Source organism: Mycolicibacterium sarraceniae, from assembly GCF_010731875.1.
Taxonomy (GTDB): Bacteria; Actinomycetota; Actinomycetes; order Mycobacteriales; family Mycobacteriaceae; genus Mycobacterium; species Mycobacterium sarraceniae.
The window spans coordinates 3234016-3257619 of sequence record NZ_AP022595.1; the positions used below are offsets into that span (position 1 = coordinate 3234016).

24 protein-coding genes and 2 pseudogenes are annotated in these 23604 nt (G+C 66.2%); 13 read left to right on the forward strand and 13 right to left on the reverse strand.

Annotated features, from left to right (window positions below; genetic code table 11):
* Window positions 1-543: 543 nt before the first annotated feature.
* The 4 genes and pseudogenes from G6N13_RS16090 to G6N13_RS16105 all read right to left on the reverse strand — a co-directional run bounded on the left by G6N13_RS16090 (window position 544) and on the right by G6N13_RS16105 (window position 3791).
* Complete coding sequence (locus tag G6N13_RS16090) at window positions 544-1287, reverse strand: hypothetical protein (protein ID WP_197746802.1); 744 nt, start codon at window positions 1285-1287, stop codon at window positions 544-546.
* Window positions 1274-2950, reverse strand: a complete 1677-nt coding sequence (locus tag G6N13_RS16095) for an HsdM family class I SAM-dependent methyltransferase (RefSeq protein ID WP_163698547.1) — start codon at window positions 2948-2950, stop codon at window positions 1274-1276. The genes G6N13_RS16090 and G6N13_RS16095 overlap by 14 nt, the downstream gene beginning before the upstream one ends.
* Window positions 2951-3053: 103 nt before the next feature.
* Complete coding sequence (locus G6N13_RS16100) at window positions 3054-3341, reverse strand: hypothetical protein (RefSeq protein ID WP_163694288.1); 288 nt, start codon at window positions 3339-3341, stop codon at window positions 3054-3056.
* A pseudogene (locus G6N13_RS16105) lies at window positions 3338-3791 on the reverse strand (carboxymuconolactone decarboxylase family protein). Before G6N13_RS16105 ends, G6N13_RS16100 begins: the two are co-directional and overlap by 4 nt.
* 198 nt (window positions 3792-3989) lie before the next feature.
* Here G6N13_RS16105 and G6N13_RS16110 point away from each other — a divergent pair.
* Window positions 3990-4445 carry a hypothetical protein gene (locus G6N13_RS16110; protein ID WP_163698549.1) on the forward strand — a complete coding sequence of 152 codons (456 nt, stop codon included), beginning with the start codon at window positions 3990-3992 and terminating at the stop codon, window positions 4443-4445.
* Here the strand turns inward: G6N13_RS16110 and G6N13_RS16115 are convergent.
* A complete protein-coding gene (locus tag G6N13_RS16115) occupies window positions 4434-5177 on the reverse strand; it encodes a dienelactone hydrolase family protein (RefSeq protein WP_163698551.1) in 744 nt (247 codons plus the stop codon). The genes G6N13_RS16110 and G6N13_RS16115 overlap by 12 nt on opposite strands.
* Window positions 5178-5220: 43 nt before the next feature.
* Between G6N13_RS16115 and G6N13_RS16120 the strand changes: the two genes are divergently transcribed.
* From G6N13_RS16120 to G6N13_RS26220, 4 genes and pseudogenes are all read left to right on the forward strand, one after another.
* Window positions 5221-6021 (forward strand): thymidylate synthase, encoded by an 801-nt coding sequence (locus G6N13_RS16120; RefSeq protein WP_163702202.1) that lies wholly within the window; start codon window positions 5221-5223, stop codon window positions 6019-6021.
* Window positions 6018-6497: a dihydrofolate reductase gene (locus tag G6N13_RS16125; RefSeq protein ID WP_163698553.1), complete on the forward strand. Its 480-nt coding sequence runs from the start codon at window positions 6018-6020 to the stop codon at window positions 6495-6497. Before G6N13_RS16120 ends, G6N13_RS16125 begins: the two co-directional genes overlap by 4 nt.
* Window positions 6494-7702, forward strand: coding sequence for a winged helix-turn-helix domain-containing protein (locus G6N13_RS16130; protein WP_163698555.1), 1209 nt, complete (start codon window positions 6494-6496; stop codon window positions 7700-7702). The genes G6N13_RS16125 and G6N13_RS16130 overlap by 4 nt, the downstream gene beginning before the upstream one ends.
* Before the next feature lie 171 nt (window positions 7703-7873).
* A pseudogene (locus G6N13_RS26220) lies at window positions 7874-8014 on the forward strand (type I restriction enzyme endonuclease domain-containing protein); the annotation flags it as partial.
* A gap of 8 nt (window positions 8015-8022) precedes the next feature.
* Here G6N13_RS26220 and G6N13_RS16140 read toward each other — a convergent pair.
* The gene (locus G6N13_RS16140; protein WP_163698557.1) at window positions 8023-9675 is read right to left on the reverse strand and encodes a purine-cytosine permease family protein; all 1653 of its coding nucleotides are present in this window, start codon (window positions 9673-9675) and stop codon (window positions 8023-8025) included.
* A gap of 228 nt (window positions 9676-9903) precedes the next feature.
* On the opposite strand from G6N13_RS16140, the gene thyX reads away from it, so the two are divergent.
* The 3 genes from thyX to G6N13_RS16155 all read left to right on the forward strand — a co-directional run bounded on the left by thyX (window position 9904) and on the right by G6N13_RS16155 (window position 13259).
* Window positions 9904-10656, forward strand: coding sequence for an FAD-dependent thymidylate synthase (thyX, locus tag G6N13_RS16145; protein ID WP_163698559.1), 753 nt, complete (start codon window positions 9904-9906; stop codon window positions 10654-10656).
* Window positions 10657-10734: 78 nt separating this feature from the next.
* Window positions 10735-11583, forward strand: coding sequence for a 4-hydroxy-tetrahydrodipicolinate synthase (gene dapA / locus G6N13_RS16150; protein ID WP_235678087.1), 849 nt, complete (start codon window positions 10735-10737; stop codon window positions 11581-11583).
* Window positions 11580-13259, forward strand: coding sequence for a ribonuclease J (locus G6N13_RS16155; protein ID WP_163698563.1), 1680 nt, complete (start codon window positions 11580-11582; stop codon window positions 13257-13259). Before dapA ends, G6N13_RS16155 begins: the two co-directional genes overlap by 4 nt.
* Here G6N13_RS16155 and G6N13_RS16160 read toward each other — a convergent pair.
* Genes G6N13_RS16160 through G6N13_RS16180 form a run of 5 tightly spaced genes read right to left on the reverse strand, consistent with a single transcriptional unit; the run spans window position 13246 to window position 16818 of the window.
* Entirely contained in the window at window positions 13246-14229 is a 984-nt protein-coding gene (locus tag G6N13_RS16160) for a heme-dependent oxidative N-demethylase family protein (RefSeq protein WP_163702204.1), read from the reverse strand. The two genes, G6N13_RS16155 and G6N13_RS16160, sit on opposite strands and share 14 nt — an antisense overlap.
* A 5-nt stretch (window positions 14230-14234) precedes the next feature.
* The gene (locus G6N13_RS16165) at window positions 14235-15158 is read right to left on the reverse strand and encodes a PDR/VanB family oxidoreductase (protein ID WP_163698565.1); all 924 of its coding nucleotides are present in this window, start codon (window positions 15156-15158) and stop codon (window positions 14235-14237) included.
* On the reverse strand, window positions 15155-15667 hold the full coding sequence (locus G6N13_RS16170; RefSeq protein ID WP_163698567.1) for a dimethylamine monooxygenase subunit DmmA family protein: 513 nt from the start codon (window positions 15665-15667) through the stop codon (window positions 15155-15157). The genes G6N13_RS16165 and G6N13_RS16170 overlap by 4 nt, the downstream gene beginning before the upstream one ends.
* Window positions 15668-15684: 17 nt before the next feature.
* Window positions 15685-16500, reverse strand: a complete 816-nt coding sequence (locus tag G6N13_RS16175) for a mycofactocin-coupled SDR family oxidoreductase (protein WP_163698569.1) — start codon at window positions 16498-16500, stop codon at window positions 15685-15687.
* A 3-nt stretch (window positions 16501-16503) separates the two neighbouring features.
* Window positions 16504-16818 carry a putative quinol monooxygenase gene (locus G6N13_RS16180; RefSeq protein ID WP_163698571.1) on the reverse strand — a complete coding sequence of 105 codons (315 nt, stop codon included), beginning with the start codon at window positions 16816-16818 and terminating at the stop codon, window positions 16504-16506.
* A 198-nt stretch (window positions 16819-17016) separates the two neighbouring features.
* Here G6N13_RS16180 and G6N13_RS16185 point away from each other — a divergent pair, with 198 nt between their 5' ends.
* The gene (locus G6N13_RS16185) at window positions 17017-19539 is read left to right on the forward strand and encodes an FtsK/SpoIIIE family DNA translocase (protein ID WP_163698574.1); all 2523 of its coding nucleotides are present in this window, start codon (window positions 17017-17019) and stop codon (window positions 19537-19539) included.
* 6 nt (window positions 19540-19545) lie between these two features.
* On the opposite strand, the gene G6N13_RS16190 is transcribed toward G6N13_RS16185, so the two are convergent.
* Window positions 19546-20046: an amino-acid N-acetyltransferase gene (locus G6N13_RS16190; RefSeq protein ID WP_163698576.1), complete on the reverse strand. Its 501-nt coding sequence runs from the start codon at window positions 20044-20046 to the stop codon at window positions 19546-19548.
* Between the two features lie 54 nt (window positions 20047-20100).
* On the opposite strand from G6N13_RS16190, the gene pgsA reads away from it, so the two are divergent.
* From pgsA to pspM, 4 genes are all read left to right on the forward strand, one after another.
* The gene (gene pgsA / locus G6N13_RS16195; RefSeq protein ID WP_163698578.1) at window positions 20101-20706 is read left to right on the forward strand and encodes a CDP-diacylglycerol--glycerol-3-phosphate 3-phosphatidyltransferase; all 606 of its coding nucleotides are present in this window, start codon (window positions 20101-20103) and stop codon (window positions 20704-20706) included.
* A 327-nt stretch (window positions 20707-21033) separates the two neighbouring features.
* Window positions 21034-21369, forward strand: coding sequence for a transcriptional regulator ClgR (gene clgR, locus G6N13_RS16205; protein WP_163698580.1), 336 nt, complete (start codon window positions 21034-21036; stop codon window positions 21367-21369).
* Between the two features lie 110 nt (window positions 21370-21479).
* On the forward strand, window positions 21480-22280 hold the full coding sequence (gene pspA, locus G6N13_RS16210; protein WP_163702206.1) for a phage shock protein PspA: 801 nt from the start codon (window positions 21480-21482) through the stop codon (window positions 22278-22280).
* A gap of 14 nt (window positions 22281-22294) precedes the next feature.
* The gene (gene pspM, locus G6N13_RS16215) at window positions 22295-23125 is read left to right on the forward strand and encodes a phage shock envelope stress response protein PspM (protein WP_163698581.1); all 831 of its coding nucleotides are present in this window, start codon (window positions 22295-22297) and stop codon (window positions 23123-23125) included.
* On the opposite strand, the gene G6N13_RS16220 is transcribed toward pspM, so the two are convergent.
* Window positions 23122-23565, reverse strand: coding sequence for a limonene-1,2-epoxide hydrolase family protein (locus G6N13_RS16220; RefSeq protein ID WP_163698584.1), 444 nt, complete (start codon window positions 23563-23565; stop codon window positions 23122-23124). The genes pspM and G6N13_RS16220 overlap by 4 nt on opposite strands.
* Window positions 23566-23604: the final 39 nt, after the last annotated feature.

Consider the following 23604-nt stretch of genomic DNA (forward strand, 5'->3'; position numbering starts at 1 on the left):
AGCACGGTCACACTAGGGGATTTACTAAATGGCTGGGGCATTGGGACATCTCCTTGGTGGTGTTGATCGTTGGGGTGGTCCTGGTGTTGGCCCTGCTGCTATGTGGTGGTCGCCTCTGTAGTGGAACGACGGGCCGCCGCAGTCGGGGTGCAGGGTGTCGCGTTGAGAATCAATCACCTTGCGGCACCGCCACAAAGCCATCGCCTGGTCGCACTCGATCACGCCGGGATCGTCCAGCTGGGAACCGGGGGAGATCAGTCCGGCCCGTCGTGCCCGCCAGGACGAGGGCGGCAACAGCGAGGGATTTGTCGGGGTCTGCGCTGCTGCCATGTGGGCCACACTAGTCGGCCCGCATGCGCTGTGGCATTGCCTAGAACGTCACCGGCCTTTCGCCGTAATCCATTGTGGGAAAACATGTTTACCGATACAACCACGTTGCCGGCTGTGCCCTATGTACCGAAAGGTGGCCCTGGCCAGGCAGGTTGAACCGGGACAATGCCGCCGTCGTCACGTGTTCTCTTGTGCACCAATGCCATCGAATCGCTACTTGCTGCGCGACTTGCGAATCGTGCCGTCACCGACTGACTCGTACATGTCGAAGTTTCGCTCCGCGGTCAGCGCGACCAGTTCATCGAACACGGTCTCCAACTCGACCGGTTCGAGGGGACTGTTCACCTCGTGGCAGATGACCGACGGCTTGAACTGGTTGGAGTCGACCAACAACACGTAGAGCCGTTCGAACTGTTCGTCGCGGTCGGCCGGATCCGCGCGCCCAGTGAACAGCCGGAACCGCGGGAAGACGTTCTCGAAGGTGCTGTTGCGTCGCGGGGTGTCGTCGGTCGCCGCGTCCTTGTCGAAGAAGAAGAACCCGGCGACCACGGCGAATGGGAACCGGCGGTGCAGGGTGGTCGACTCGAATAGCAGGTCGCCGCGTCGGTTGGTCAGGTTCTTCTGGAAGCCGCCACTCTGGTTGTCGCGGAACATGATCGTTTTCACCGAGCACGCCAGCATCAGGCCGGATTCCTCGGTCGCCCAAGTAACGTCGACCTTCTTGGCGCCGAGGCCGCCCGCCAGTCGTCGCTCGGCGCCGGAGAGGCCAGGGTCGCCCGGCTCGCCCGGTCGCGCGCCGTCCATGCCTCGCTCGCGAAGCTCGTGAGCGATAGCCAACGCCAGCGTGTTACTGATCCTGTTGCCCCATGGGTTCTTCTCTTTTTGAGGTGCATCGTCGGCTGGCTTTGGTCCGACTGCCTTGATGGCCTCGACCAGCGAGTCGTCAATCCGTGCCACGGCGGCCTCGCGCGACTCGTCGTGCCGTCAACTCGGCGTGCGCATCTCGCAGCACGCGGACATCAGGGCGCGACATGCCCAGTTCGCCGACCAGCAGCACGTCGTCAACGATCTTGGAGGCCTCGATCAGCTTGCCGCTGCGCAACAGACCGGCGACCTTCGGGCGCATATTCGTCAGCCGTTCAGAGGCCGCCTGCACCACAGCCTCCGAGGGCACCGGCAGTCGATCTGCCTCGCGCGGTTCAATTTTCAGCATTCCGCCGCCATACGCGCGACCAACCGTCTCGGCGCCGACCAGGGTCATGGAGGTTAGAGAGGCCAGCGGTAGGAGCGCCTTGCCCAGCTTGCGCACCTTGGGCGCCAGGTACACGCCGTGCACCGAGTTGAGGTGTGCGGCCCTGGCGGCGTTGGTGGACAGCCGAGGCGTGTCGGCGTTGGCGTTCATGTACGTGAGCAGCAGATCCGCGGGGGCCAGTGGAGGTACACGCCACCACGGTTTGCGAACGCGGCACTTGTAGGCGGTGTTGACGCCTGCGGCCTCCCCGGCGGCGATGTATGCCCACCCAGCTGGTGAGGGTTCACCGGCTGGCCGGAACAGCCACGTGGCAGAACCGTTGCGACCAAGTTCGTTGAGCGCCGCGGTGCCGAAGGCGAGACCGCGCAGGTGTCGGCTGCCCGGCGGCGAAAGTCGCAGGATGTCAGTCGATTCGAGCCCAAGGTCGGCCACCCGCGCCGGTGACAGGGCGAAGTATTTGTTATTGCCGGTGACCATGCCCAGCGTCGTGTCGCCCCAGGTTTCCAGCACGGTGAACCCACCGCCGGACAGCAGGTTGGTGTAAGCGTCGAGTGCGTCGGCCGACAGCAGCGACGGCGTCCACTTGTCACCGGGACTCGGCGGCGTCCAGGTTCGTCCGGCCGCGATGGTGGCCAACTCAGCGGCGTTGCGCGCCTGGTAGATCGAGGCGTGGTCGGTCGGCCCCTGCCCGTAGCCATCAGCTAGGAGCAGCAGCACGTCCTCCTGGGCGTCGGGGAATACGCGCTCGGTAAACAGCACCAGATCGACATGCGCGAACGACTGCAACAGGAAACGACGCACCTCGGCGGCGTAGTTGACGCTGAGCAGTTCAGCGGGTAGCACCAGGCCCATGCGACCACCGGGCCGCAGGAACAACGCCGAGTGCACCGCGAACGCCGCCCAGCTGGATGCCAGGTTGGTCAGCCCGACGCCCGCCCGTAGCGCAGCCTCGCGGGAGCGAGCGCGCGCGAGTCCAGCGAAGTCCTGGTAGCGGATGTAGGGCGGGTTCCCAATCACCACGTCATACGAGGCGGTCGGCTCCACGCAGAAGAAGTCACCAACGGTCACCTTGGCGGCCACGCCCGCCTGGCGCAGCAGCGTTCGCGCGGCACGGGCCGATGCGTCGTGCATCTCGATTCCGTCGAGCGCCGCTGGCTGGCCGTCGTCGGCTGTGCCGCGCAGCTCGGTCAGCCGGTCGACGGCGGCGAGCAGGAACGATGCCTCACCGCATGAGGGCTCCAGGATGCGCTCGGTAGTAGAGCGAACGGCCCACTCGGTGACGTACCGCGCGACCGGAGCGGGCGTGAAGAACGCGCCGCGCGCCTTGCGCAATGCCGCCGTGTCGCCCCCGGCCGACCTGAGCACCATGTGGTGCATCATGCCTTGGGGTTGTGACAGGTTGCGGTAGACCCACTGTGCCGAGCTAGGCCGCGTGGTGACGAGCACGCCCACGCCCACGCCCACGCCATGGCTAGGAGCGTGGGTCGGTGACGTTTCGAGTGGTGCGGGTGTCGGATGTGTGTAGGGATCGCGGTCGAGGTGGTCGGGGTGAGTTGTGTGGATGCTCGCCATGGTTGTGGGTCAACCCGGCGGGCAGCCTCGGCCACCAGGGGGCGCGCACTGGATCAGGCACCCGTTCGATTGCCTTGCCGGTCTCGGGGTCGCGAATGATCTTGTAGCCACCCTCGACGGTTGCGGCCCGGATCAGCTGGTTGGCGCGTTCGGATCGTCCGTGCGAGTCCTCGGTCAGCTCGCTCACGCCCCGGAGGTCGCCCCGCCGACGTCCAGGACGCCGCCGCCGTCGGGATCCTCGACCTCGACCACGGGATCGTCGCGGTCGTCGAATTCCCGCCGCAGCGCCCGCGACATGATCGCGTGCATCACGTACATCGATGTGGTCGAAGCAATCGGCAGTCTGCCAGGACGGAATCGCCGCGATCTGCTCCTCGGACAGGCCTGCCGACCGGGAGGCCTTGCAGTGCTGGGAGAACACGAACTGGCTGCCGACCACCCAGCCGGCCCGGATCTGGCCGAGTTCGCGATGGTCGCAGCGGATGCCCATCTCCTGGCGGTGTAAGCGGAATCCGCGAACGGCGTGTCGTAAGGCGGCGGGGGATTGGGCCATGACCGTCCGCCAGTCACCTGTGGTGCCACCGGCCGTGCCGGGTTCGGCGACGGGGTCGCGGTCACCGAACATGAAGTCGTACATCCGGCGGGTGAAGTCGTCGGTGACCTCGGCGCGGGAAACCTGGCCAATTTGGGCAAGCGCCGCCCAGCAAAACTACGTCATCGCGCGTGCAACCTCGCCTGATTGCGTGACCGGCTTAACCCGTCGAGGCCCGCATTCGCGTCACGATCTGGCCCCGTTTCTGGACCGGCGGCCCGGTCGGTTCTACCGTCTGTGGGCATGGGCATCGCTGATATCGCACTGGGGGCCGCCCCGATCGCCGGCGGTGCGCTGCTCGGCGTCGCTGCGGGCAGCCTGAGAGGCCCCGATGTCCGCGGCGCGATCAAGGACGACATCGAGCTTCTGGACAAGATCCCCGAGGAGAACGTCGAGCTGCGCGAGGCGCTGCGCAAGAGCATCGACGAGCGCATCGTCGACCTCATCGCCGCTACCGAGAAGACCCGCGAACTGCGCGAGATCGCCACGTCCTACAAGGGCAACTGGCGCGATATCGTCGTGTTCGTCTGCGCCGTCTTGTTCACGATCGTCTGGTGGAACGTGCCGCACAGTCGCAGCAACTGGCTGGTGACGTTCATCTTCCTGATCGTGCTCTCCGGTGTGGTCGCGCTGTACGCCTCGCGCGGCGTGATCCGCGTGCTGAGCAGCATCCGCCACCGGCACGATTCAGCGGGGTAAGTGCGCCCCGAAGACTTCCTTCATCGCGTCCCAGTGCCGCTGCGCGGCGGCCTCGTCGTAGGCGGCGCTGTGGTCAGCCACCGCGTAGCCATGCAGCGCGTCGTACCACTCGATGGTGTGCTCGACGCCCGCGGCGGTCAGCGCCTTATCGAGTGTCTCGGCAGCCTCGGTGGTGAAGGAAGCGTCGTCGCGAGCCCCGCCGACGTACACGGCGGCCTGGATCTGGTCGGCGAGCAGGTGCGGGCTGCTCGGATCATCGGTGGCCAGACCGCCGCCGTGGAACGACATCGCCGCCGCGACACGCTCGGGCAGGCGGCCCGCGACGATCAGCGATGTCCGCCCGCCCATGCAGTAGCCCGTGGTGCCGAACGTCGTGCCGTTGACCTCGGGGCGGGACTGGAGGTAGTCGAAGAACGCCACGGCATCCGACGCCATCTTGTCCGGGGTGATGCCACCCATCATGGTCATCAGCCGCCGACGCTCGTCGGGGTCGGTGAACGCCGTGTTCAGGTCGAACGGTGCCCAGTCGCCGCTGCGGTAGTAGATGTCGGGCACCAGGACCGCGTAGCCGTAGCCGGCCAGCTGGGCGGCCATCTCGCGGAACACCGGGCGTGGGCCGCCGGCGTCGGGGTACATGAGAACCCCGGGCCACCGGCCGGCCCAGTCGGGGGTCGTGAAGGTGACGGGACAGGTGCCATCGGGCGTGGTCACGGTGTCGGTGATGGTCGGCATGGCATCCGTTCTACGCCTGCGCCATGGACGTAAGCTGACGGGCGTGCCGATCGCCACGCCATACGAGGATCTGCTGCGACTTGCGCTCGAGCGAGGCACCCCGAAATCCGATCGGACCGGCACCGGCACCCGCAGCTTGTTCGGTCATCAGCTGCGCTACGACCTGTCGGCTGGGTTTCCGTTGATCACCACGAAGAAGGTGCATCTGAAGTCGATCGTCTACGAGTTGCTGTGGTTCCTGCGCGGCGACTCCAACGTGGCCTGGCTGCAGCAGCACGGGGTCAGCATCTGGGATGAATGGGCTTCTCCCACTGGCGATCTCGGGCCGGTCTACGGAGTGCAGTGGCGGTCCTGGCCGACCCCGTCGGGGGGGCACATCGACCAGATCAGCGCGTCGCTCGAAATGCTCAAGAGCGACCCCGACTCGCGTCGCAACATCGTGTCAGCCTGGAACGTCGGCGAAATCCCGCACATGGCGCTGCCGCCGTGTCATGCGTTCTTCCAGTTCTATGTCGCCGACGCCAAGCTGAGCTGCCAGCTCTACCAGCGCAGCGCCGACCTGTTCCTGGGCGTCCCGTTCAACATCGCCAGCTACGCGCTGCTGACCCACATGATGGCCGCCCAGGCCGGGCTGGATGTGGGCGAGTTCGTCTGGACCGGCGGTGATTGCCACATCTACGACAACCACGTCGGGCAGGTCACCGAACAGCTCAGCCGTGACCCACGTTCGTATCCGGAACTTGTTTTGGCTCAGCGTGATTCGATCTTCGACTACACCTACGACGACATCCAGATCCGCAATTACGATCCGCACCCGGCGATCAAAGCGCCGGTCGCGGTATGAGTGTTGGCCTGATCTGGGCGCAGTCGACCTCAGGTGTCATCGGCCGCGACGGGGGCATCCCGTGGCACCTGCCCGAGGACCTGGCCCGGTTCAAGGACGTCACCATGGGCCACACCGTGGTGATGGGCCGTCGCACCTGGGAATCGCTGCCGGCCAAGGTCCGCCCGCTGCCGGGCCGCAGAAATGTCGTACTGACCCGGCAAGCTGACTACATGGCGCCCGGAGCGACGGTGGTGGGCTGGCTCGAAGAGGTGGACGACCCCGAGGCGTGGGTGATCGGCGGTTCGGAGATCTATCACCTGGCACTGCCGCTGGCGACCCGCTGCGAGGTCACCGAGGTCGAGATCGACCTGCGGCTGGAAGACGACGACGCCCTGGCGCCGATGCTCGACGAATCGTGGATCGGCACGACGGGGGACTGGCACGACAGCAGTTCGGGTCTGCGCTACCGGTTCCACCACTTTATGCGGGCATGACCCGGCTGACCGCCGACCAGGCCCGCCGCATCGCGATCTCCGCCCAGGGCCTGGCCGAACCCAAGCCGAGCGGGCCCGTCACCCGCGCTCATCTGCGCCGGCTGATCTCGCGTATCCAGGTGCTGCAACTCGATTCGGTGTCGGTGGCGGTCCGCGCCCACTATGCGCCGGTGTTCAGCCGGCTCGGCCCGTACGACCGCGAAGTCCTGGACAAGGCTGCCTGGAGCCACCGCGCCCGTTCACCGCGGCTGCTCATCGAGTACTGGGCGCACGAGGCCGCGCTGATGGCCGTCGAGGATTGGCCGCTGATGCGTTGGCGGATGCGGGAATACAGCCACGGCCGCTGGGGCACCGAGATCGTCAAAAAGAATCTGCGGCTGGCCGAGAACATTCTGGCCACCGTCGCCGAACTCGGCCCCAGCACTGCGGGTCAGATCGAGGCGCACATGGAGTCCGAGCCACGTGGGCGCAAGGGACCGTGGTGGGATCGCAGCGACACCAAGTGGGTGGCCGAGGCGCTGTGGTCGTCGGGGGCGCTGACGACCGCCACCCGGGTCGGCTTCGCCCGGCACTACGACCTCAGCGAGCGGGTGCTGCCGCCCGAGGTGTTCGCCCGTGAGGTCGATGATGTCGAGGCCGTCCGGGAGCTGATACTGCGGGCAGCCGGCGCGCTCGGGGTGGCCACCGAACCCGATCTTCGCGACTACTTCCGGCTGAGTCCGAAACAGAGCAAGCCCGCGGTCGCCGCGCTGGTGGCGCAGGGAGAGCTGGAGGAGGTCGAGGTCGACGGCTGGTCGGCACCGGCCTACCTGCGGGCCGGAGTGTCCGTGCCGCGCACCGAGCGGGGGACCGCACTGCTGTGCCCGTTCGACCCGCTGATCTTCTTCCGGCCGCGGGTGGAGAGGCTCTTCGGCTTCGAGTACCGCATCGAGATCTACACCCCTGCGCCCAAACGGAAGTTCGGGTACTACGTGTGGCCGTTCCTGCTCGACGGTCGCCTGGTGGGCCGGGTGGATCTCAAGGCCGACCGGAATGCGGATGTGCTCAACGTGATCGGGGCGTTCGCCGAACCCGGGGCCGACGCGTCGCGGGTGGCTCCTGCCCTGGGCGCCGAGCTGCAGGCGATGGCCAGCTGGCTGGGGTTGCCGGCGATCAGCATCGGCCAGCGAGGCGAACTGGCCGCGCCGCTGCGGGCGTTCGTGTAGCCCGCGAGATCGACGTTAGGGTCGGCGAACACGGCGGCGGGCGTGTGTTAGGTGGAACATCCCGCACGGGCACAAGTAAGGCTGCTGCGGGATGTGCCTGCCCCGCCCGGTCCAAAGTGCTCAGAGCGGTTCGTCCGCATATCTTCTTCGAAGACCAACAGTCACACCTAGACGGACTGGACGGTCCGCGACGATGTGCGCGCCAAACTGCGCTCGTCGATCAAGCGGTTGTTGGTCAAATACAAGTACCCGCCCGACAAACAGCCGGGTGCCATCAAGCTCGTGATTGAGCAGATGGAGGTGGGACCGCCCGGGCCCGGTCAGTGCGCGGGTAGCACGCAATCCGCTGACTTGTCGGTGCTCAGGCACAGCGAGCACACGTGCGCATCGTGGGTTTCGCAGGCGACCATGTCGGGGCGCTCGTACTCGATGCCGCAGGCGTGGCAGAGCAGATGCATGTCGACGGGGTTGCCGTGGTCGTCATACATCGGCAGGTCGATGCCGTCGTGATCGCGACGCAGGTAGTACTTGCCCTTGGTGGCGATCGCGAAGATCGGCGGCAGCACCAGACCCAAACCGATCGCGACGAGCGGCGAGTACGGCCGGAGCGTCTCGCCGAGACCGCCGAAGAAGGCCAGGATCGAGACGCCCGCGGCAAGCAGCATCGAGCAGAAGCCGACCGGGTTGATGGCGTAGAGCATGCCGCGGCGGAACTCGGGCTCCTTGGGCGAGATCTTCAACAGGTATTTGTTGATCGCGATGTCGGAAGCGACCACCACCACCCAGGCCATGCCGCAGTTGGCGTAGAAACCCAGGATCGTGTTGAGGAAGTCGAACATGTTGGCTTCCATCAGGATCAGCGCGATCACCAGGTTCACCCCGAGGAAGACGAGCCGCCCCGGGTAGTGCTTGGTGACCCGGGTGAAAGAGTTGGTCCAGGCCAGCGACCCCGAGTAGGCGTTGGTGACGTTGATTTTGATCTGGCTGATCACGACCAGCGCCACGGCCAGTGTCATCGCCAGCCACCCCGGCATGAAGTTCTGGTAGATCTCCAGGAATTGGTGCACCGGCTGGTTGGCGATCGTCGCGCCGTCGGCGACGTTGGCGATCAGGTAGACCGCCAGAAAGAGGCCGATGATCTGTTTGATGGCGCCGAAGATCACCCAGCCGGGGCCGGCCAGCACCATCCAGGTCCACCAGCTGCGGGCGTTGTCCGGTGTGCGCGGTGGCATGAAACGCAAGTAGTCGATCTGCTCGGCGATCTGGGCGATCAGCGACAGGCAGACACCCGCAGCCAGCAGGATTGAGCCGAAATTGGTTGTGCCACTGCCATGTTCACCTTGGTAGTCGAAGAACTGGCCGATCGACTCGGGATGGCTGATCACCAGGTAGGCAAACGGGAAGACCATAAGGAACAGCCAGAGCGGAGTCGTCCACACCTGAAGTGTGGACAGCACTTTCATGCCGTAGATCACCAGCGGGAAGATGATCAGCGTCGAGGCCGCGTAGCCGAGCCCCAGCGGCACGCCCAACCCCAGTTTGAGGCCCTGGGCCATGATCGACCCTTCCAGGGCGAAGAAGATGAACGTGAACGTCGCAAAGATGACGTTGGTGACCACCGAGCCGTAGTAGCCGAACCCGGCACCGCGGGTGATCAGGTCGAGATCGATGTTGTAGCGCGCGGCGTAGTAGGCCAGCGGAAATCCGGTGGAGAAGATGACCACGGCGAAGATCGCGATGCCCCACAACGCGTTGGTGGTGCCGTACGAGATGCCGATGTTGGCGCCGATCGCGAAGTCGGCGAGGTAGGCGATGCCGCCCAGCGCGGAGATGCCGACCACCCGCGTCGACCACTTCCGGTAGCTGCGGGGAGCGAACCGCAGCGTGTAGTCCTCCAGTGTTTCCTTGGTAGCGGCGATTGACGCTGAAGGGGCAGCGGTGTCGATGTCGATGCGTTCGGCTTCTTGCGTCATGACGGCAACCTAGGTGGCCCTTGTTACCGGGCCATCACACCGACGTTTCGTCGAGCTGTGTGTTCACCATGCATGCGGAACAGTGTTGCCGCCCTGTGATTTTGGCCCATACGCGACTGTGTCGCGTGGCGACCTGAAGCTCATCGATCGAGGTGGCGCAGCACGTCGCCGAGGGCTGCAAGTGGTGGCCTCCACTGCTGGCGTGGCCTGGCCCACTAAGGTGAGCCCGTGGCCGAGACCGCGCCGCTGCGCGTGCAGCTGATCGCCAAGACCGAGTTCCTGGCGCCCGCGGACGTGCCCTGGAGCACCGACGCCGACGGCGGACAGGCACTCCTCGAGTTCGCCGGGCGCGCCTGCTATCAGAGCTGGTCCAAGCCGAATCCCCGGACTGCCACCAATGCCTTGTACTTGAAGCACATCATCGACGTCGGCCATTTCTCGGTGCTCGAGCACGCAACGGTGTCGTTTTACCTCACGGGTATCTCACGGTCGTGTACCCACGAGCTCATCCGGCACCGGCACTTCTCGTACTCGCAGCTGTCCCAGCGGTACGTGCCCGAGAACGACGCCCAGGTCGTCGTGCCGCCCGGACTGGAAGACGACCCGGAGCTGCAGCAGATCCTGCTCGAGGCCGCCGACGCCAGCCGCACCGCGTATCTGGAGCTGCTGACCCGCCTGGAGGCAAAATTTGCCGACCAGCCCAACGCCGTATTGCGGCGCAAGCAGGCTCGGCAGGCGGCGCGCGCGGTGCTGCCCAACGACACCGAGACCCGCATCGTGGTGAGCGGGAACTACCGGGCCTGGCGGCATTTCATCGCGATGCGGGCTAGTGAACACGCCGACGTGGAGATCCGCCGGCTAGCGATCGCCTGCCTGCGTCAGTTGGCTGATGTCGCCCCCGCCGTCTTCGCCGATTTCGAGATCACCGAGCTGGCGGATGGCACCGAGGTCGCGACATCCCCGCTGGCTACGGAGGCATAGCCGAAGCGGGTAATCTAGGGGACCGTGAGCACCAGCGGAATCGACGTCAGCGCCCAGTTGGGCACCGTTCTGACCGCGATGGTTACCCCCTTCAAGCCCGACGGCACGCTGGACACCATCGCCGCGGCGCGGGTGGCTACCCATCTCGTCGACTCCGGCTGCGACGGGCTGGTGCTCTCCGGTACCACCGGCGAGTCGCCGACCACCACCGACGGGGAGAGGCTGGCGCTGCTGCGCACAGTCCTCGAGGCCGTCGGCGATCGGGCCCGCATCCTGACCGGCGTCGGAACCTACGACACCGCGCACAGCGTGCATCAGGCCAAGACTGCGGCCGCCGAGGGCGCCCACGGTTTGCTGGTCGTCACGCCGTACTACTCGCGACCGCCGCAATCGGGTCTGCTCGCACACTTCACCGCGGTGGCCGACGCCACCGATCTGCCGGTGCTCCTTTACGACATTCCGCCTCGATCGGTGATCCCGATCGAGTGGGACACCCTCCGCACGCTGGCGGCGCACCCCAATATCGTCGCGGTCAAGGACGCCAAAGCCGATCTGCACGGCGGTCTGCAGATCATGGCCGAGACTGGTCTGGCCTACTACTCCGGTGACGACGCCCTGAACCTGCCCTGGCTGGCGATGGGTGCGGTCGGTTTCGTCAGTGTGTGGGGGCATGTGGCCGCCAGCCAGCTACGAGACATGTTGAGCGCCTTCAATTCCGGTGACATTGCGACGGCACGCAAGATCGGTCTGACGCTGGCGCCGCTGAACGCCGCGCAAACCCGCCTCGGCGGGGTCACCTTCGCCAAGGAGGGTCTGCGGCTGCAGGGCATCGAGGTAGGCCAGCCGCGGCTGCCGCAGATGCCCGCCACCCCCGAGCAGGTCGACGAATTGGCCGCCGACCTGCGTGCGGCAGGCGTCTTACGGTGAACGAAGAGCTCTCGCCTCCCGGGCCACTGGCCCCGGGAGGTCTGCGCGTCACCGCGCTGGGCGGCATCAACGAAATCGGCCGCAATATGACCGTTTTCGAGCATCTCGGCCGATTGTTGATCATCGACTGTGGGGTGTTGTTCCCCAACCACGACGAACCCGGTGTCGACCTGATTCTGCCGGACCTGCGGCTGATCTCCGACCGGCTCGACGATATCGAGGCACTGGTCCTCACGCACGCCCACGAGGACCACATCGGCGCCATCCCGTACTTGCTGAAGATGCGGGCCGACATCCCGGTAGTGGGATCGAAGTTTACGCTCGCGCTGGTGGCCGCCAAATGCCGTGAGCACCGGGTCAACCCGGTGTTCATCGAGGTCTCCGAGGGGCAGCGCAGTACACACGGAGTGTTCGAGTGCCAGTACTTCGCGGTCAACCACTCGATCCCCGACGCGCTGGCGATCGCCATCCACACCGCGGCGGGCACCGTCCTGCATACCGGTGATATCAAGCTGGACCAACTGCCGCTGGACGGTCGCCCGACGGACCTGCCAGGTATGTCACGGCTCGGCGATGCCGGGGTGGACCTTTTCTTGTGCGATTCGACCAACTCCGAGATCCCCGGGGTGGGGCCGTCAGAGAGCGAAATCGGCCCCAACCTGCACCGCCTGATGCGCAGCGCCGAGGGGCAGCGGGTCATCGTGGCGTGTTTCGCGTCCAACGTCGACCGGGTGCAGCAGATCATCGACGCCGCACTCGCATTGGGGCGACGGGTCTCGTTCGTCGGCCGATCGATGTTGCGCAATATGGCTATCGCCCGCGAGCTGGGCTTCCTGCATGTCGAGGATCGCGATGTCGTCGACATCGCGATGGCCGAGGAGATGGCGCCTGGCCAGGTGGTGCTGATCACCACCGGTACCCAGGGCGAGCCGATGGCGGCGTTGTCGCGGATGTCGCGCGGGGAGCACCGCAGCATCACGGTCACCTCCGACGATCTGATCATCCTGTCGTCGTCGCTGATCCCCGGTAACGAGGAGGCGGTCTACGGCGTCATCGACGACCTCGCTCAGATCGGCGCCCGGGTAGTCACCAATCAGCAAGTCCGGGTGCATGTTTCGGGCCACGCCTATTCTGGTGAGCTGCTGTTCCTCTATAACGGAGTGCGCCCGCGCAACGTGATGCCGGTGCACGGCACCTGGCGCATGCTGCGCGCCAACGCCAAACTCGCGGCGCGCAGCGGCGTGCCCGAGGAGAACATTGTGGTTGCCGAGAGCGGTGTCAGCGTCGACCTCGTTGGTGGCCGGGTCGCCATCGCGGGTGCGGTGCCCGTCGGCAAGATGTTCGTCGACGGGCTGATCACCGGCGATGTCGGCGAGGCGACGCTGGGTGAACGCCTGATTCTGAGTTCGGGATTCATTGCGGCTACGGTTGTGGTGAAGCGGGAAACCGGACGGCTGGCCGCACCGCCGCACCTGTTCTCGCGAGGTTTCTCGGAGGATCCCAAGGCGTTGGAGCCCGTGATGCGTAAGGTCGAGGCGGAGCTGGAATCGCTTGCCGGCAAGAATGTCACCGACCCGGTCCGTATCGCCCAAGTGGTGCGGCGCACGGTCGGCAAATGGGTGGGGGAGACCTATCGGCGTCAGCCGATGATTGTGCCAACGGTCATCGAGGTTTAGCGGTCCGCAGCCATCTGACCGCGCGGTCCCGGTAGGCGCTCAGACCCTTGTATTCGACCATGTCGTCAGGCAATTCGGCCAGCACCGACGCGGTGCGGTCCCGCCACTCGTCGACGGTGGCGATATCAGCCAGCGGCAGCATGTAGCTGCGGATCAGGAAGCAGATGGCGCCGGACTCCGCCAGTCGGATCAGGTGCTGGACCTCCACCCGCAGGTGGATCAGCCGGCCGAACGTCTCGTCGTCGAGCGCGTCGAGGCGGTCGCGGTCGGGCAGCCACTCGGGAAAGGCTTCGGTGGACACATCCAGCCGGCGTCCCACCGTCATCGACCAGTTGGTGCGCCGGTAGATGTCGTTCGGTGCCAAGCGCATCAGGAACTCTCGGGCTCGGGTGATCACCCCGGTTTCCCGCAGTCGGGGGACCGGGCCGTGGATCTCCAGGAACGTCATCCCGACGTCGAACCCGAACGACCAACCCGCGGCGAACGTGACTACCCCGGCATCGGCGAACAGGTCGCCGTCGCGCTGATCGAGCAGAACGATGTCCTCCTGCACCTGACCCGCGATGTATGCCAGCGGGTCGCAGGGCAGGCTCGACTCGTCGCCGATGGTGAAATCCTGTGTGATATCCAGCAGTTCGTTACGCCAATGCCAGGTGTCGCCGTCGCGCGTCAACGACATGCTCGCCGGGTAGGCAGTGGCCATTTCGGTCATCAACGCCACCATGGTGTCCCAGCAGGCGATCCGCATATGCGGCAGCACCACATGACGGGACGTGTCCGCGGTCAGGATGCGGCGCCGCTCAGCGATTTCGTGGGCGTACTCGCTGTCGATGTTCACCACCCGCTGGCCCCACTGCCCGGTCGCGGTGGCGACGACACCGCGGGCCGGCGCGATGTTCGTGCTGTAGCGGTAGGAGTCAGCCGTGTAGGGAAAAGGGAACGTCGCGAGCAGATCCGGTGCCGAGACCAGCCCACTCATAGCTCCAGCTCCACCCGGCCGGACCCGCGCGACACGCAGGCCATCATCGAGTCGGCGCGCTCGTCGTCGCTCAGATAGAGGTCGCGGTGTAGCACCTGCCCGGAACGCACCGGCACCCGGCATTCACCGCAGACTCCCTGGTGGCACAGGCTCGGCACGGCATGGCCGCGAGCCGTCAACGACTCCAGCAGGGAGACACCCGATTCAACGGTGAAAACATCGCCGCTGCAGGATAACTCGACCTCGAATGGGTCGCCGGGCGCCAGCTCGCCGCCGAAGTGCTCGATATGGATGCGGCTGCCAGGCCAGCCCAGCGCTGTGGCGGTGGTGACGACGTCGTCGATGAATTGGCTTGGGCCGCACATGTAGGCGTGCGTGCCGAATGGCTGGCCGGCCAGCGCGGAGGACAGCTCGGATAGGAAGGAGGCGCGGTCGGTGAAAAGCGATGCGTTGTCGGTGAGGGATCCGATCTCGTCGACATAGGCGCCGCGGCCCTCGCGGTGGACGTAGAGCAAGCGCACGTCTCGATCCCAGCGCCGGGCGCTACGCAGGTGCGACACCATCGGGGTGATGCCGATTCCGGCGGCGATCAGCAGGTGTCGCGTGGCGCGCAGCACCGGGGCGAATGCGCTGCGCGGTGGATGGGCCATGACCGTGTCGCCGACCGCTAAAGCTCGGTGAATCCAGCGGGATCCGCCGCGGCCCTGTGGGCATTCCAGCACCGACACCACGTATTCGTGAGGCGAGGTGGTCTCGCCGGTCAACGAGTAGGCGTTGGCGCCCTCTGCGCACTGGATCACGATGTGGCTACCCGGCGTGAATGACGGCAACACCTCTCGGCCGGCGCCGGCCAGGCGCAGGGTCCGGATCCCGGGAACCTGATCGTCGACCGCGACGACCTCCAACGTCAGGGTGGTCATGACGGGTCAGCGCGGGTCGCGAACCCGAGATGGGCACCGAGCCGGCGGGAGACGTGGTGGTAGACGAACAACTGGCGCCGGCAGCCGGGGCAGCAGACCTCGTCGGCCAGTCCCACGGGCGCAGTCGTGGTGGTCCGGCAGTGCGGGCAATAGATCTCGCGGGTGGCGACTTCGGTACTGGCGACGGTGATCTCGTCGTCACCGGCGCCCAGTTCCAGTGCGCGGGCACGGACCCGAAGGCAGGCATGGGCGGGGCCGGCCAGCAGCAGCCGCCAGCCGACGAGAGCATCGGCGAGATCTGCGTCCAGCGCACGGCATGCCTCGGCAGTATCGGCGACCAGATGCACCCGAGGCTCAGCGCTGATCTCGGCGATCCACCCTCTGGCGATCTCGGCGGCGTCGGCACCGATCGCCAGCACTGTGTACTGGCGGCCGGTCAGATCGGGCCTCGGACAAGCGGGTTCGACGGCCCAGGACGGGACGCTGGTGAGGTCCAGATCGGGTGTCATCGTCACCCGATGGTATGTCAGCGCTTGTTGGTGTACCCGGCGTCGACGGGCAGCGTGACCCCGGTGACGTACCGTCCAGCGCCGGAAACCAGGTAGTACACCGCGTTGGCGACGTCCTCGGGTTCCAGCGTCTGCACCGGCAGCGCGTTGCTCATGTCGGGGCCGCCCTGCATCTGCTGGGCGAAGCCCTCCAGCCAGGATCGGGTGAACTCGTTGTCGATCATGGGTGTGTTTACCCCGGCGGGGTGCACCGAGTTGACCCGGATATTGAATGCCGCAAGGAAATTCGCGTATGCCCGCATCAGGCCGACCACACCGTGTTTGGCGACCGTATAACCCAGCGACCCGGCGACGGGGGCGCCGATGCCGACCAGTCCGGCCACCGAGCTGGTCAGCACGATCGCGCCGCCGTCGCCCTGCTTGATCATCGGCTTCATCGCCACGTCAACGGTGTGATAAACGCCGGTCAGATTCACGTCGATGACGTCCTGCCAGGCACCGTCATCGGCCATCGGGGCGATACCGGCGTTGGCGATCACGATGTCGAGCCGGCCCAGTTCCTCGATGCCCTGGTACACGGCTGCCTTGAGCGCCGACCGGTCCCGGACGTCGGCCTCGCGGGCGATGATGCGCGCGCCGAGGTCCTCGACGAGCTTGACCGTGGCGGCCATGTCCTCGGGGGTGGCCAGCGGGTAGGGCACGCTGGCGATCTGATCGCACAGATCCACCGCGATGATGTTGGCACCCTCCGAGGCCAGTTTCACCGCGTGCGCGCGACCCTGGCCGCGGGCGGCACCGGTGATCAGCGCGACTTTGCCGTCAAGTTCACCCATGGCTTAGGGGCGGACCTGTCCCTTGGCCGGATCGCCGGCCGGGATGGGCTGCAGCATCTTGATGTCGGGTGCGCCGTCGAGGTGCTCGCCGATCGCGCCGAACAGAGCCGTCACGCCAGGCGCGGTGCTGTGGTTTTTGAGCGCCTCCTCGTCGGCCCACTGCTCGACGAACACAAACGTCTTATCGCCTTCGTGGACCGCATACAGGTCGCAACCAGGCTCTTCATGGACCGCCGCGACGGCCGTCTTGCAGGCCTCACGCACAGCGTCGACGGATTCAGGCCTGACGGTGAAGCTGGCAACGACGACGACGGGCATGAGCGAGCTCCTCGAAAGTAGGTGTGACGGGGCTTACGTTAGCCGTGCTTCGTATCGGCGCACGACGGGGTCCCGGCGAGGGGTGTGAGGGCCGCATAATCGGCCGCTGCCGGCCTTTGTCGCAGTCTGGCAACGACGCGCAGTGTTACGGGTGTTGTGGGTGGTGCAGATGGGGTAATTGCGACTAGGCTTGCCCGCATGGCGAACAAGACGGCCGCTCGCTCAAGCGCGCGAACGACCAGGTCAAAGGGTACGTCGCGACCGGCAAAGCCGGCTGCGCGGCGCAAGCCCGCCAAGAAGCGCACCTCCTCGCCAGTCGCCACCGCCGCAGTAGCCTCCGGGCGGGCTGCGCGGGCGACCTGGCTGATGTTGGCCAAGGGGGCCGGCTCGACCGCCCGATCGGTCGGTCGGGCTGGTGACATCGAGCCCGGTCATCGTCGCGACGGGATAGCGCTCGGGTTGCTGGCCGTCGCGGTCGTGATCGCCGCCAGTTCGTGGTTCGACGCCGCCCGCCCGGTGGGGGCCTGGACTGACTCGGTGCTGCGCACGCTCGTCGGTGGGGCGGTAGTGCTACTGCCTGTCGCCATCGCTGTCATCGCCGTGTCGCTGATGCGCTCCGAACCCAACCCCGACGCCCGCCCGCGGCTGATCCTGGGCTGCGCCATGATCGCGCTGCCGGTGCTGGGCCTGTGGCATCTGTGGTCGGGTGCCCCGCAGGATCCGGCCGCCCGGCAGCGTGCCGCCGGTTTCATCGGCTTCGCGATCGGTGGACCGCTATCCGACGGGTTGTCCGCGTGGATCGCCACGCCGCTGCTGATCATCGCCGCACTGTTCGGCGTGCTGCTGCTGACGGGCACCACGATTCGCGAAGTGCCCGAGACGCTCTACGCTATGTTCAGCACCCGCGGCCGTTATGACGAGGACGACGAGTACGACGAGGAGTGCGACGAACCTGAGGCCGTCGAACCTGCTGAGCCAGAAGACTTCTCCGATGGTTACTACGACGACCCGCGGTCCTACACCGTCGACGAGGCGCCCACCTGGCCGGGGGCGAAGGGGCCGGTAGGTACGCCGCTGGACAACTATCCGCTGGAAGAGGATGCGCCGACGGCGCCCGAGCCGGTCAAAGCTCGGCGCAAGAAGTCGGTGCCCACGCCGGACGCCGTCATCGATGACGCACCCAAGCAAGACACCAAGGTTCTCGATCGGGTGGTCGAAGGGCCCTACACCCTGCCCTCGCTGGATCTCCTGGTGGCCGGTGACCCGCCGAAACGCCGCAGCCCCGCCAATGACCACATGGTGGAACGGATTTCGTCGGTCCTGCAGCAGTTCAAGGTCGATGCGTCGGTGACGGGCTGCACCAGAGGGCCGACTGTCACCCGTTACGAGGTCGAGCTCGGACCCGGCGTCAAGGTCGAGAAAATCACTGCGCTGCAACGCAATATCGCCTATGCGGTGGCCACCGAAAGCGTCCGGATCCTGGCACCGATCCCGGGTAAGTCGGCCGTCGGCATCGAGGTGCCCAACACCGACCGCGAAACGGTCCGTCTTGCGGACGTTCTCACCGCGCCGTCGACCCGCGGCGACCATCGCCCGTTGGTGATCGGGTTGGGCAAGGACATCGAGGGCCACTTCGTCTCGGCCAACCTGGCCGATATGCCACACCTGCTGGTGGCCGGCTCGACCGGCTCGGGCAAGTCCAGCTTCGTCAACTCGATGCTGGTCTCGCTGCTGGCCCGTGCCACCCCTGAAGAAGTGCGGATGATCCTCATCGACCCGAAGATGGTGGAACTCACGCCGTATGAGGGCATTCCGCACCTCATCACGCCGATCATCACCCAACCCAAGAAGGCCGCCGCAGCGCTGGCTTGGCTGGTCGAGGAGATGGAACAGCGCTACCAGGACATGCAGGCCTCGCGGGTGCGTCACATCAAGGATTTCAACGCCAAGGTGCGCTCCGGGGAGATCACCGCGCCCCTGGGCAGCCAGCGGGTGTACAAGCCTTACCCGCTGATCCTGGCCGTCGTCGACGAGCTAGCCGACCTGATGATGACCGCACCGCGTGACGTCGAAGAAGCGATCGTGCGGATCACGCAGAAGGCCCGCGCGGCCGGTATCCACCTGGTTCTGGCCACGCAGCGGCCATCAGTCGACGTCGTCACCGGCCTGATCAAGACCAACGTGCCGTCCCGGTTGTCGTTTGCGACGTCGTCGCTGACCGACAGCCGAGTGATCCTCGACCAGCCGGGCGCGGAGAAGCTGATCGGCATGGGCGACGGCTTGTTCCTGCCGATGGGCGCAGGCAAGCCGGAGCGGCTGCAGGGCGCCTACGTCAGCGACGAGGAGATCCAGGCCGTCGTGCAGGCCTGTAAGGACCAGGCCGAGCCCGAATACACCGAGGGCGTCACCGCCGCCAAGCCGACCGGAGAGCGCACCGACGTCGACCCCGATATCGGCGACGATATGGACGTCTTCCTGCAGGCCGTCGAGCTGGTGGTGTCATCGCAATTCGGGTCGACGTCGATGCTGCAGCGCAAACTGCGGGTCGGATTCGCCAAGGCTGGTCGTCTGATGGACCTGATGGAGACCCGCAACATCGTCGGGCCCTCGGAGGGATCCAAGGCCCGCGAGGTGCTGGTCAAGCCCGAGGAGCTGGCCGGCACGCTCATGCTGATCCGTGGTGGCTCCGCCGACGATGATGATGACGACGACGACTTCTAGCCGGCGTCAGAGCGTGAGTAGCATCCGGGTGTTGCCGAGGATGTTGGGCTTCACGTACGACAGGTCGAGGAACTCCGCGACACCGATGTCGTAGGAGCGGCACATCTCCTCGTAGACCTCGGAGGTGACGGGCGTGCCCTCGATCTCGGCGAAGCCGTGCCGGGTGAAGAACTCCGTCTCGAACGTCAGCACGAACAGCCGCTGTAGTTGCAGCTCACGGGCTACCGTCAGCAGCTGGTCGACGATCGCGTGCCCGATACCGCGCCCTTTGACCTTCGGGTTGACGGCGACAGTGCGCACCTCGCCCAGGTCGGCCCACAGCACGTGTAGCGCTCCGCACCCCACGACCTCGTCGTCGAGCACGGCCACCCAGAATTCCTGGACCGCCTCGTAGAGCGTGACCAGGTTCTTCTCCAGCAGGATCCGGCCTGCGTAGGTGTCGACCAGACGCTTGATATCGGGGACATCCGAGGTGCGGGCACGGCGGACGACGACATCAGGACTCACGGGTGCAGAGTATCGGGCGTCGGGCCCCTTGCCGCCAACCGATATTCTGGTGCCGTGTCGGGACAACCCCAGAGCGGTCCAGTGGTCCCGCGTGTGCGAGTGGCCAACGTCGCCAACCTGCTTACGGGGGTCCGGCTCGTCCTGGTCCCGATTTTCCTGCTTGCCCTCTTTGCCGGTAATGGTCACGAAAGTGGTTACCGGATAACGGCTTTCGCCATATTTGCGGTGGCGGTCATCACCGATCGCTTCGATGGTGCGCTGGCCCGGACCTACGGGATGGTCACCGAGTTCGGCAAGCTCGCCGACCCGATCGCCGACAAGATGCTCATTGGGGCCGCGCTGATCGGCTTGTCGATGCTCGGTGACGTCCCCTGGTGGGTGACGGTGGTGATCCTGGTCCGTGAGCTGGGCATCACAGTGCTGCGGCTGGTGGTGCTGCGCCACGGAGTGATTCCGGCCGGCCGCGGGGGCAAGCTCAAGACCCTGGTGCAGGCCGTCGCGATCGGACTGTTCGTGCTGCCACTGCACAACTGGTCATCGCCCTGGCTGACCGTGGCGTGGGCGATCATGTGGGCCGCGGTCGTGCTCACGGTGCTCACCGGTATCGACTACGTGGTGTGCGCGGTCAAGGACTCCCGTGAGAGATCCGCTGGTCGGTGATGCCGCCCGCGCGCTGGTCGCACGCGGTCAAACGGTCGCCACCGCGGAATCGCTGACCGGCGGGCTGACCGGGGTCGCAGGCCCGGAACCCCACGGCGGGTATCCGGTCGGCACGGTCTACCTCGGACTGGCCGGTCCGGGGCGGGGCCTACCGAGGTCGCTGAGCTGCGGTTGGATGGCTCCCGCTGGGAGATCCGGCTGGCTGCGGCGCGTCAGGCCATCGACCGGCTGTCCGGCCTGGTCGAGCGAACCTGAGGTTTCCTGGGAACCAAATCGCCGCTTCGCGGCGTTGCAGTAGGTGTTGCAACTCTTGGAGAGGACAGCTCGATGGCCGTACTGCTGCGTGAGGTGATCGGCGACGTACTTCGTGACGCCCGTACTTCGCAGGGACGCACCCTTCGCGAGGTGTCCGATTCGGCCCGTGTCAGCCTCGGTTACCTGTCCGAGGTGGAGCGTGGCCGCAAGGAAGCCTCCAGTGAATTACTCAGTGCGATCTGCACCGCACTCGCTGTCCCGCTGTCGCGGGTGCTGACCGATGCGGGTGAGAAAATGGCCGACCGTGAGCGCATTGCCCGGTTGACCGCCGTGCCGGCTACCGACAGCGTGATCGACGTCGCCACGAAGGTGGTCATCCCGCATCCCGTTGCGATGGCGGTCGCCTGACCCTGTCCGGGGGTGGATGCCCTCAGAGGTGTGTGCTGGCATCGTGAACCGATAAGTTGGGCACCAACGACCACCACATTGCGGCACTCGACACGAAGGCGGGGCAACTGATGGCCAATCCGTTCACCAAGGCGTGGAAGTACCTGATGGCGCTTTTCAACTCCAAGGTCGACGAATACGCCGACCCGAAAATCCAGATTCAGCAGGCGATCGAAGAGGCCCAACGGCAGCATCAGGCGCTGACTCAGCAGGCCGCCCAGGTGATCGGAAACCAGCGCCAGCTCGAGATGCGCCTGAATCGTCAGCTTGCCGACATCGAGAAGCTGCAGGTCAACGTCCGCCAGGCGCTCACCCTCGCCGATCAGGCCACCGCGGCCGGTGACGGTGCCAAGGCCACCGAGTACAACAACGCCGCCGAGGCGTTCGCCGCCCAGTTGGTCACCGCCGAGCAGAGCGTGGAAGACCTCAAGGGCCTGCATGACCAGGCCCTGCAGGCCGCGGGTCAGGCCAAGAAGGCCGTCGAACAGAACGCGATGATGTTGCAGACCAAGATCGCCGAGCGCACCAAACTGCTCAGCCAGCTCGAGCAGGCCAAGATGCAGGAGCAGGTCAGCGCGTCACTGCGGTCGATGAGCGACCTCGCCGCCCCGGGTAACACCCCCAGCCTTGATGAGGTGCGCGACAAGATCGAGCGCCGCTATGCCAACGCGATCGGTTCAGCGGAGCTGGCCCAGAACTCGGTGCAGGGCCGCATGCTCGAGGTGCAGCAGGCCAGTGTCCAGATGGCCGGCCACTCTCGGCTCGAGCAGATCCGGGCCTCGATGCGCGGCGACGCGCTGCCCGCCGGCGGCGCTGCCGCCCCGGCAACTCCTGCCAACACACCCGAGCCCGAGCAGCCGCTCGGACTGTAGGAGGCGAACATTCGATGGCGGTGACACCGGACAAACCGGGGTCCGTATCGCGCCCATGGCGTTCGGCCATCCAGCGCGGTATCGACACCGTCAGCGAGTACGCCGACGTGGCGGCCCAAAAGCTTAGTGCCGCAGCGGATCCGCGCGCCCGATTGCTGCGTAAGCGGCGCTGGTCATTGCGGCTAGGTCTGTTCTTCTCGTTTGCGACCGTGTTCTGGGTGGCGGTCACCGGACTGCTCGCGACGTGGAGCACGCCGGTGTGGGGGCTGATCATCACCGGTGTGATCGCCGCGGGTGCCGCGGTGCCCGCGACGCTGCTCTTGTTGCGCTACCGCTGGCTTCGGGCCGAGCCACTGCCGCCGCAGCGTCAGGTCAGCGGCCGCCGGCTGCCACCGCACGGTTCGGTGGCCCGGCCGTCGATGTCGGCGCTGGGCGCTTCCGAACGGGGATTCCATTCACTTCTGGGCGTCATGACGCGCGGGAACATGCTGCCGCCGGAGGAGATTCGCGAGTTGACCGCAGCTGCGGACCGCACCGCGGTGACCATGGCGGCGACTGCCGCCGAAGTGGTCTCGATGGAGCGGGCTGCCATCGAGACGCCGCAGTCGCAGTCCTACCTGGCACCGACGATCAACGCCTTCACCACTCAGCTCAACGCCGGGGTGCGGCAGTACAACGAAATGGTCACTGCCGCAGCTCAACTGGTATCGGCGGCCAACACCGGCTCGATGTCGAGCTCGCCGATGTCGCAGCAGCGTTATCGCAGCGAGCTGGCCGGTGCGACCGACCGGCTGACGGGCTGGGCGCAGGCCTTCGACGAGCTGGGCCAGCTCCGCCGGGCCTAGAGAGTCGGACGCAAGCCTGGCAACACGGCGCCGATGAGGCCGCGCACCGTCGCCTTGAGCATGTCATACATATCGAAGTAGTCCCGCCACAGCGTGATTCGGCCGTTATGCACCTCGAACACCCCGCATACCCAAAACTGCAGCCGCACCGGGCCGATCGCCAGCACGTCGGTGCGTTCGGTCAGCACTACCGGCCCGTTGACCGCGATGCGGTGGATCTTGACCTCGAAGCCGAAGCTGGGGCGCTGCAACCCCTTGAAAATCTTCATTGCCCGCTTACGGCCGCGAATGGTCGGGAAGCCGACGTTCTGATAGACCAGGTTGTCGTCCAGCTGGGCGTCGGCGGTCGTCAGGTCCTGGGCCTGCAGTGCGGACAGGAAGACCTCGACGGTATGGGCGTTGTCGATGTCGGAGCTCACATTGGCGGTCTGCTCGGTCATGCTCGCCAGCCTAGGCTTTGTGCCCTGTGGCAGGGTAGG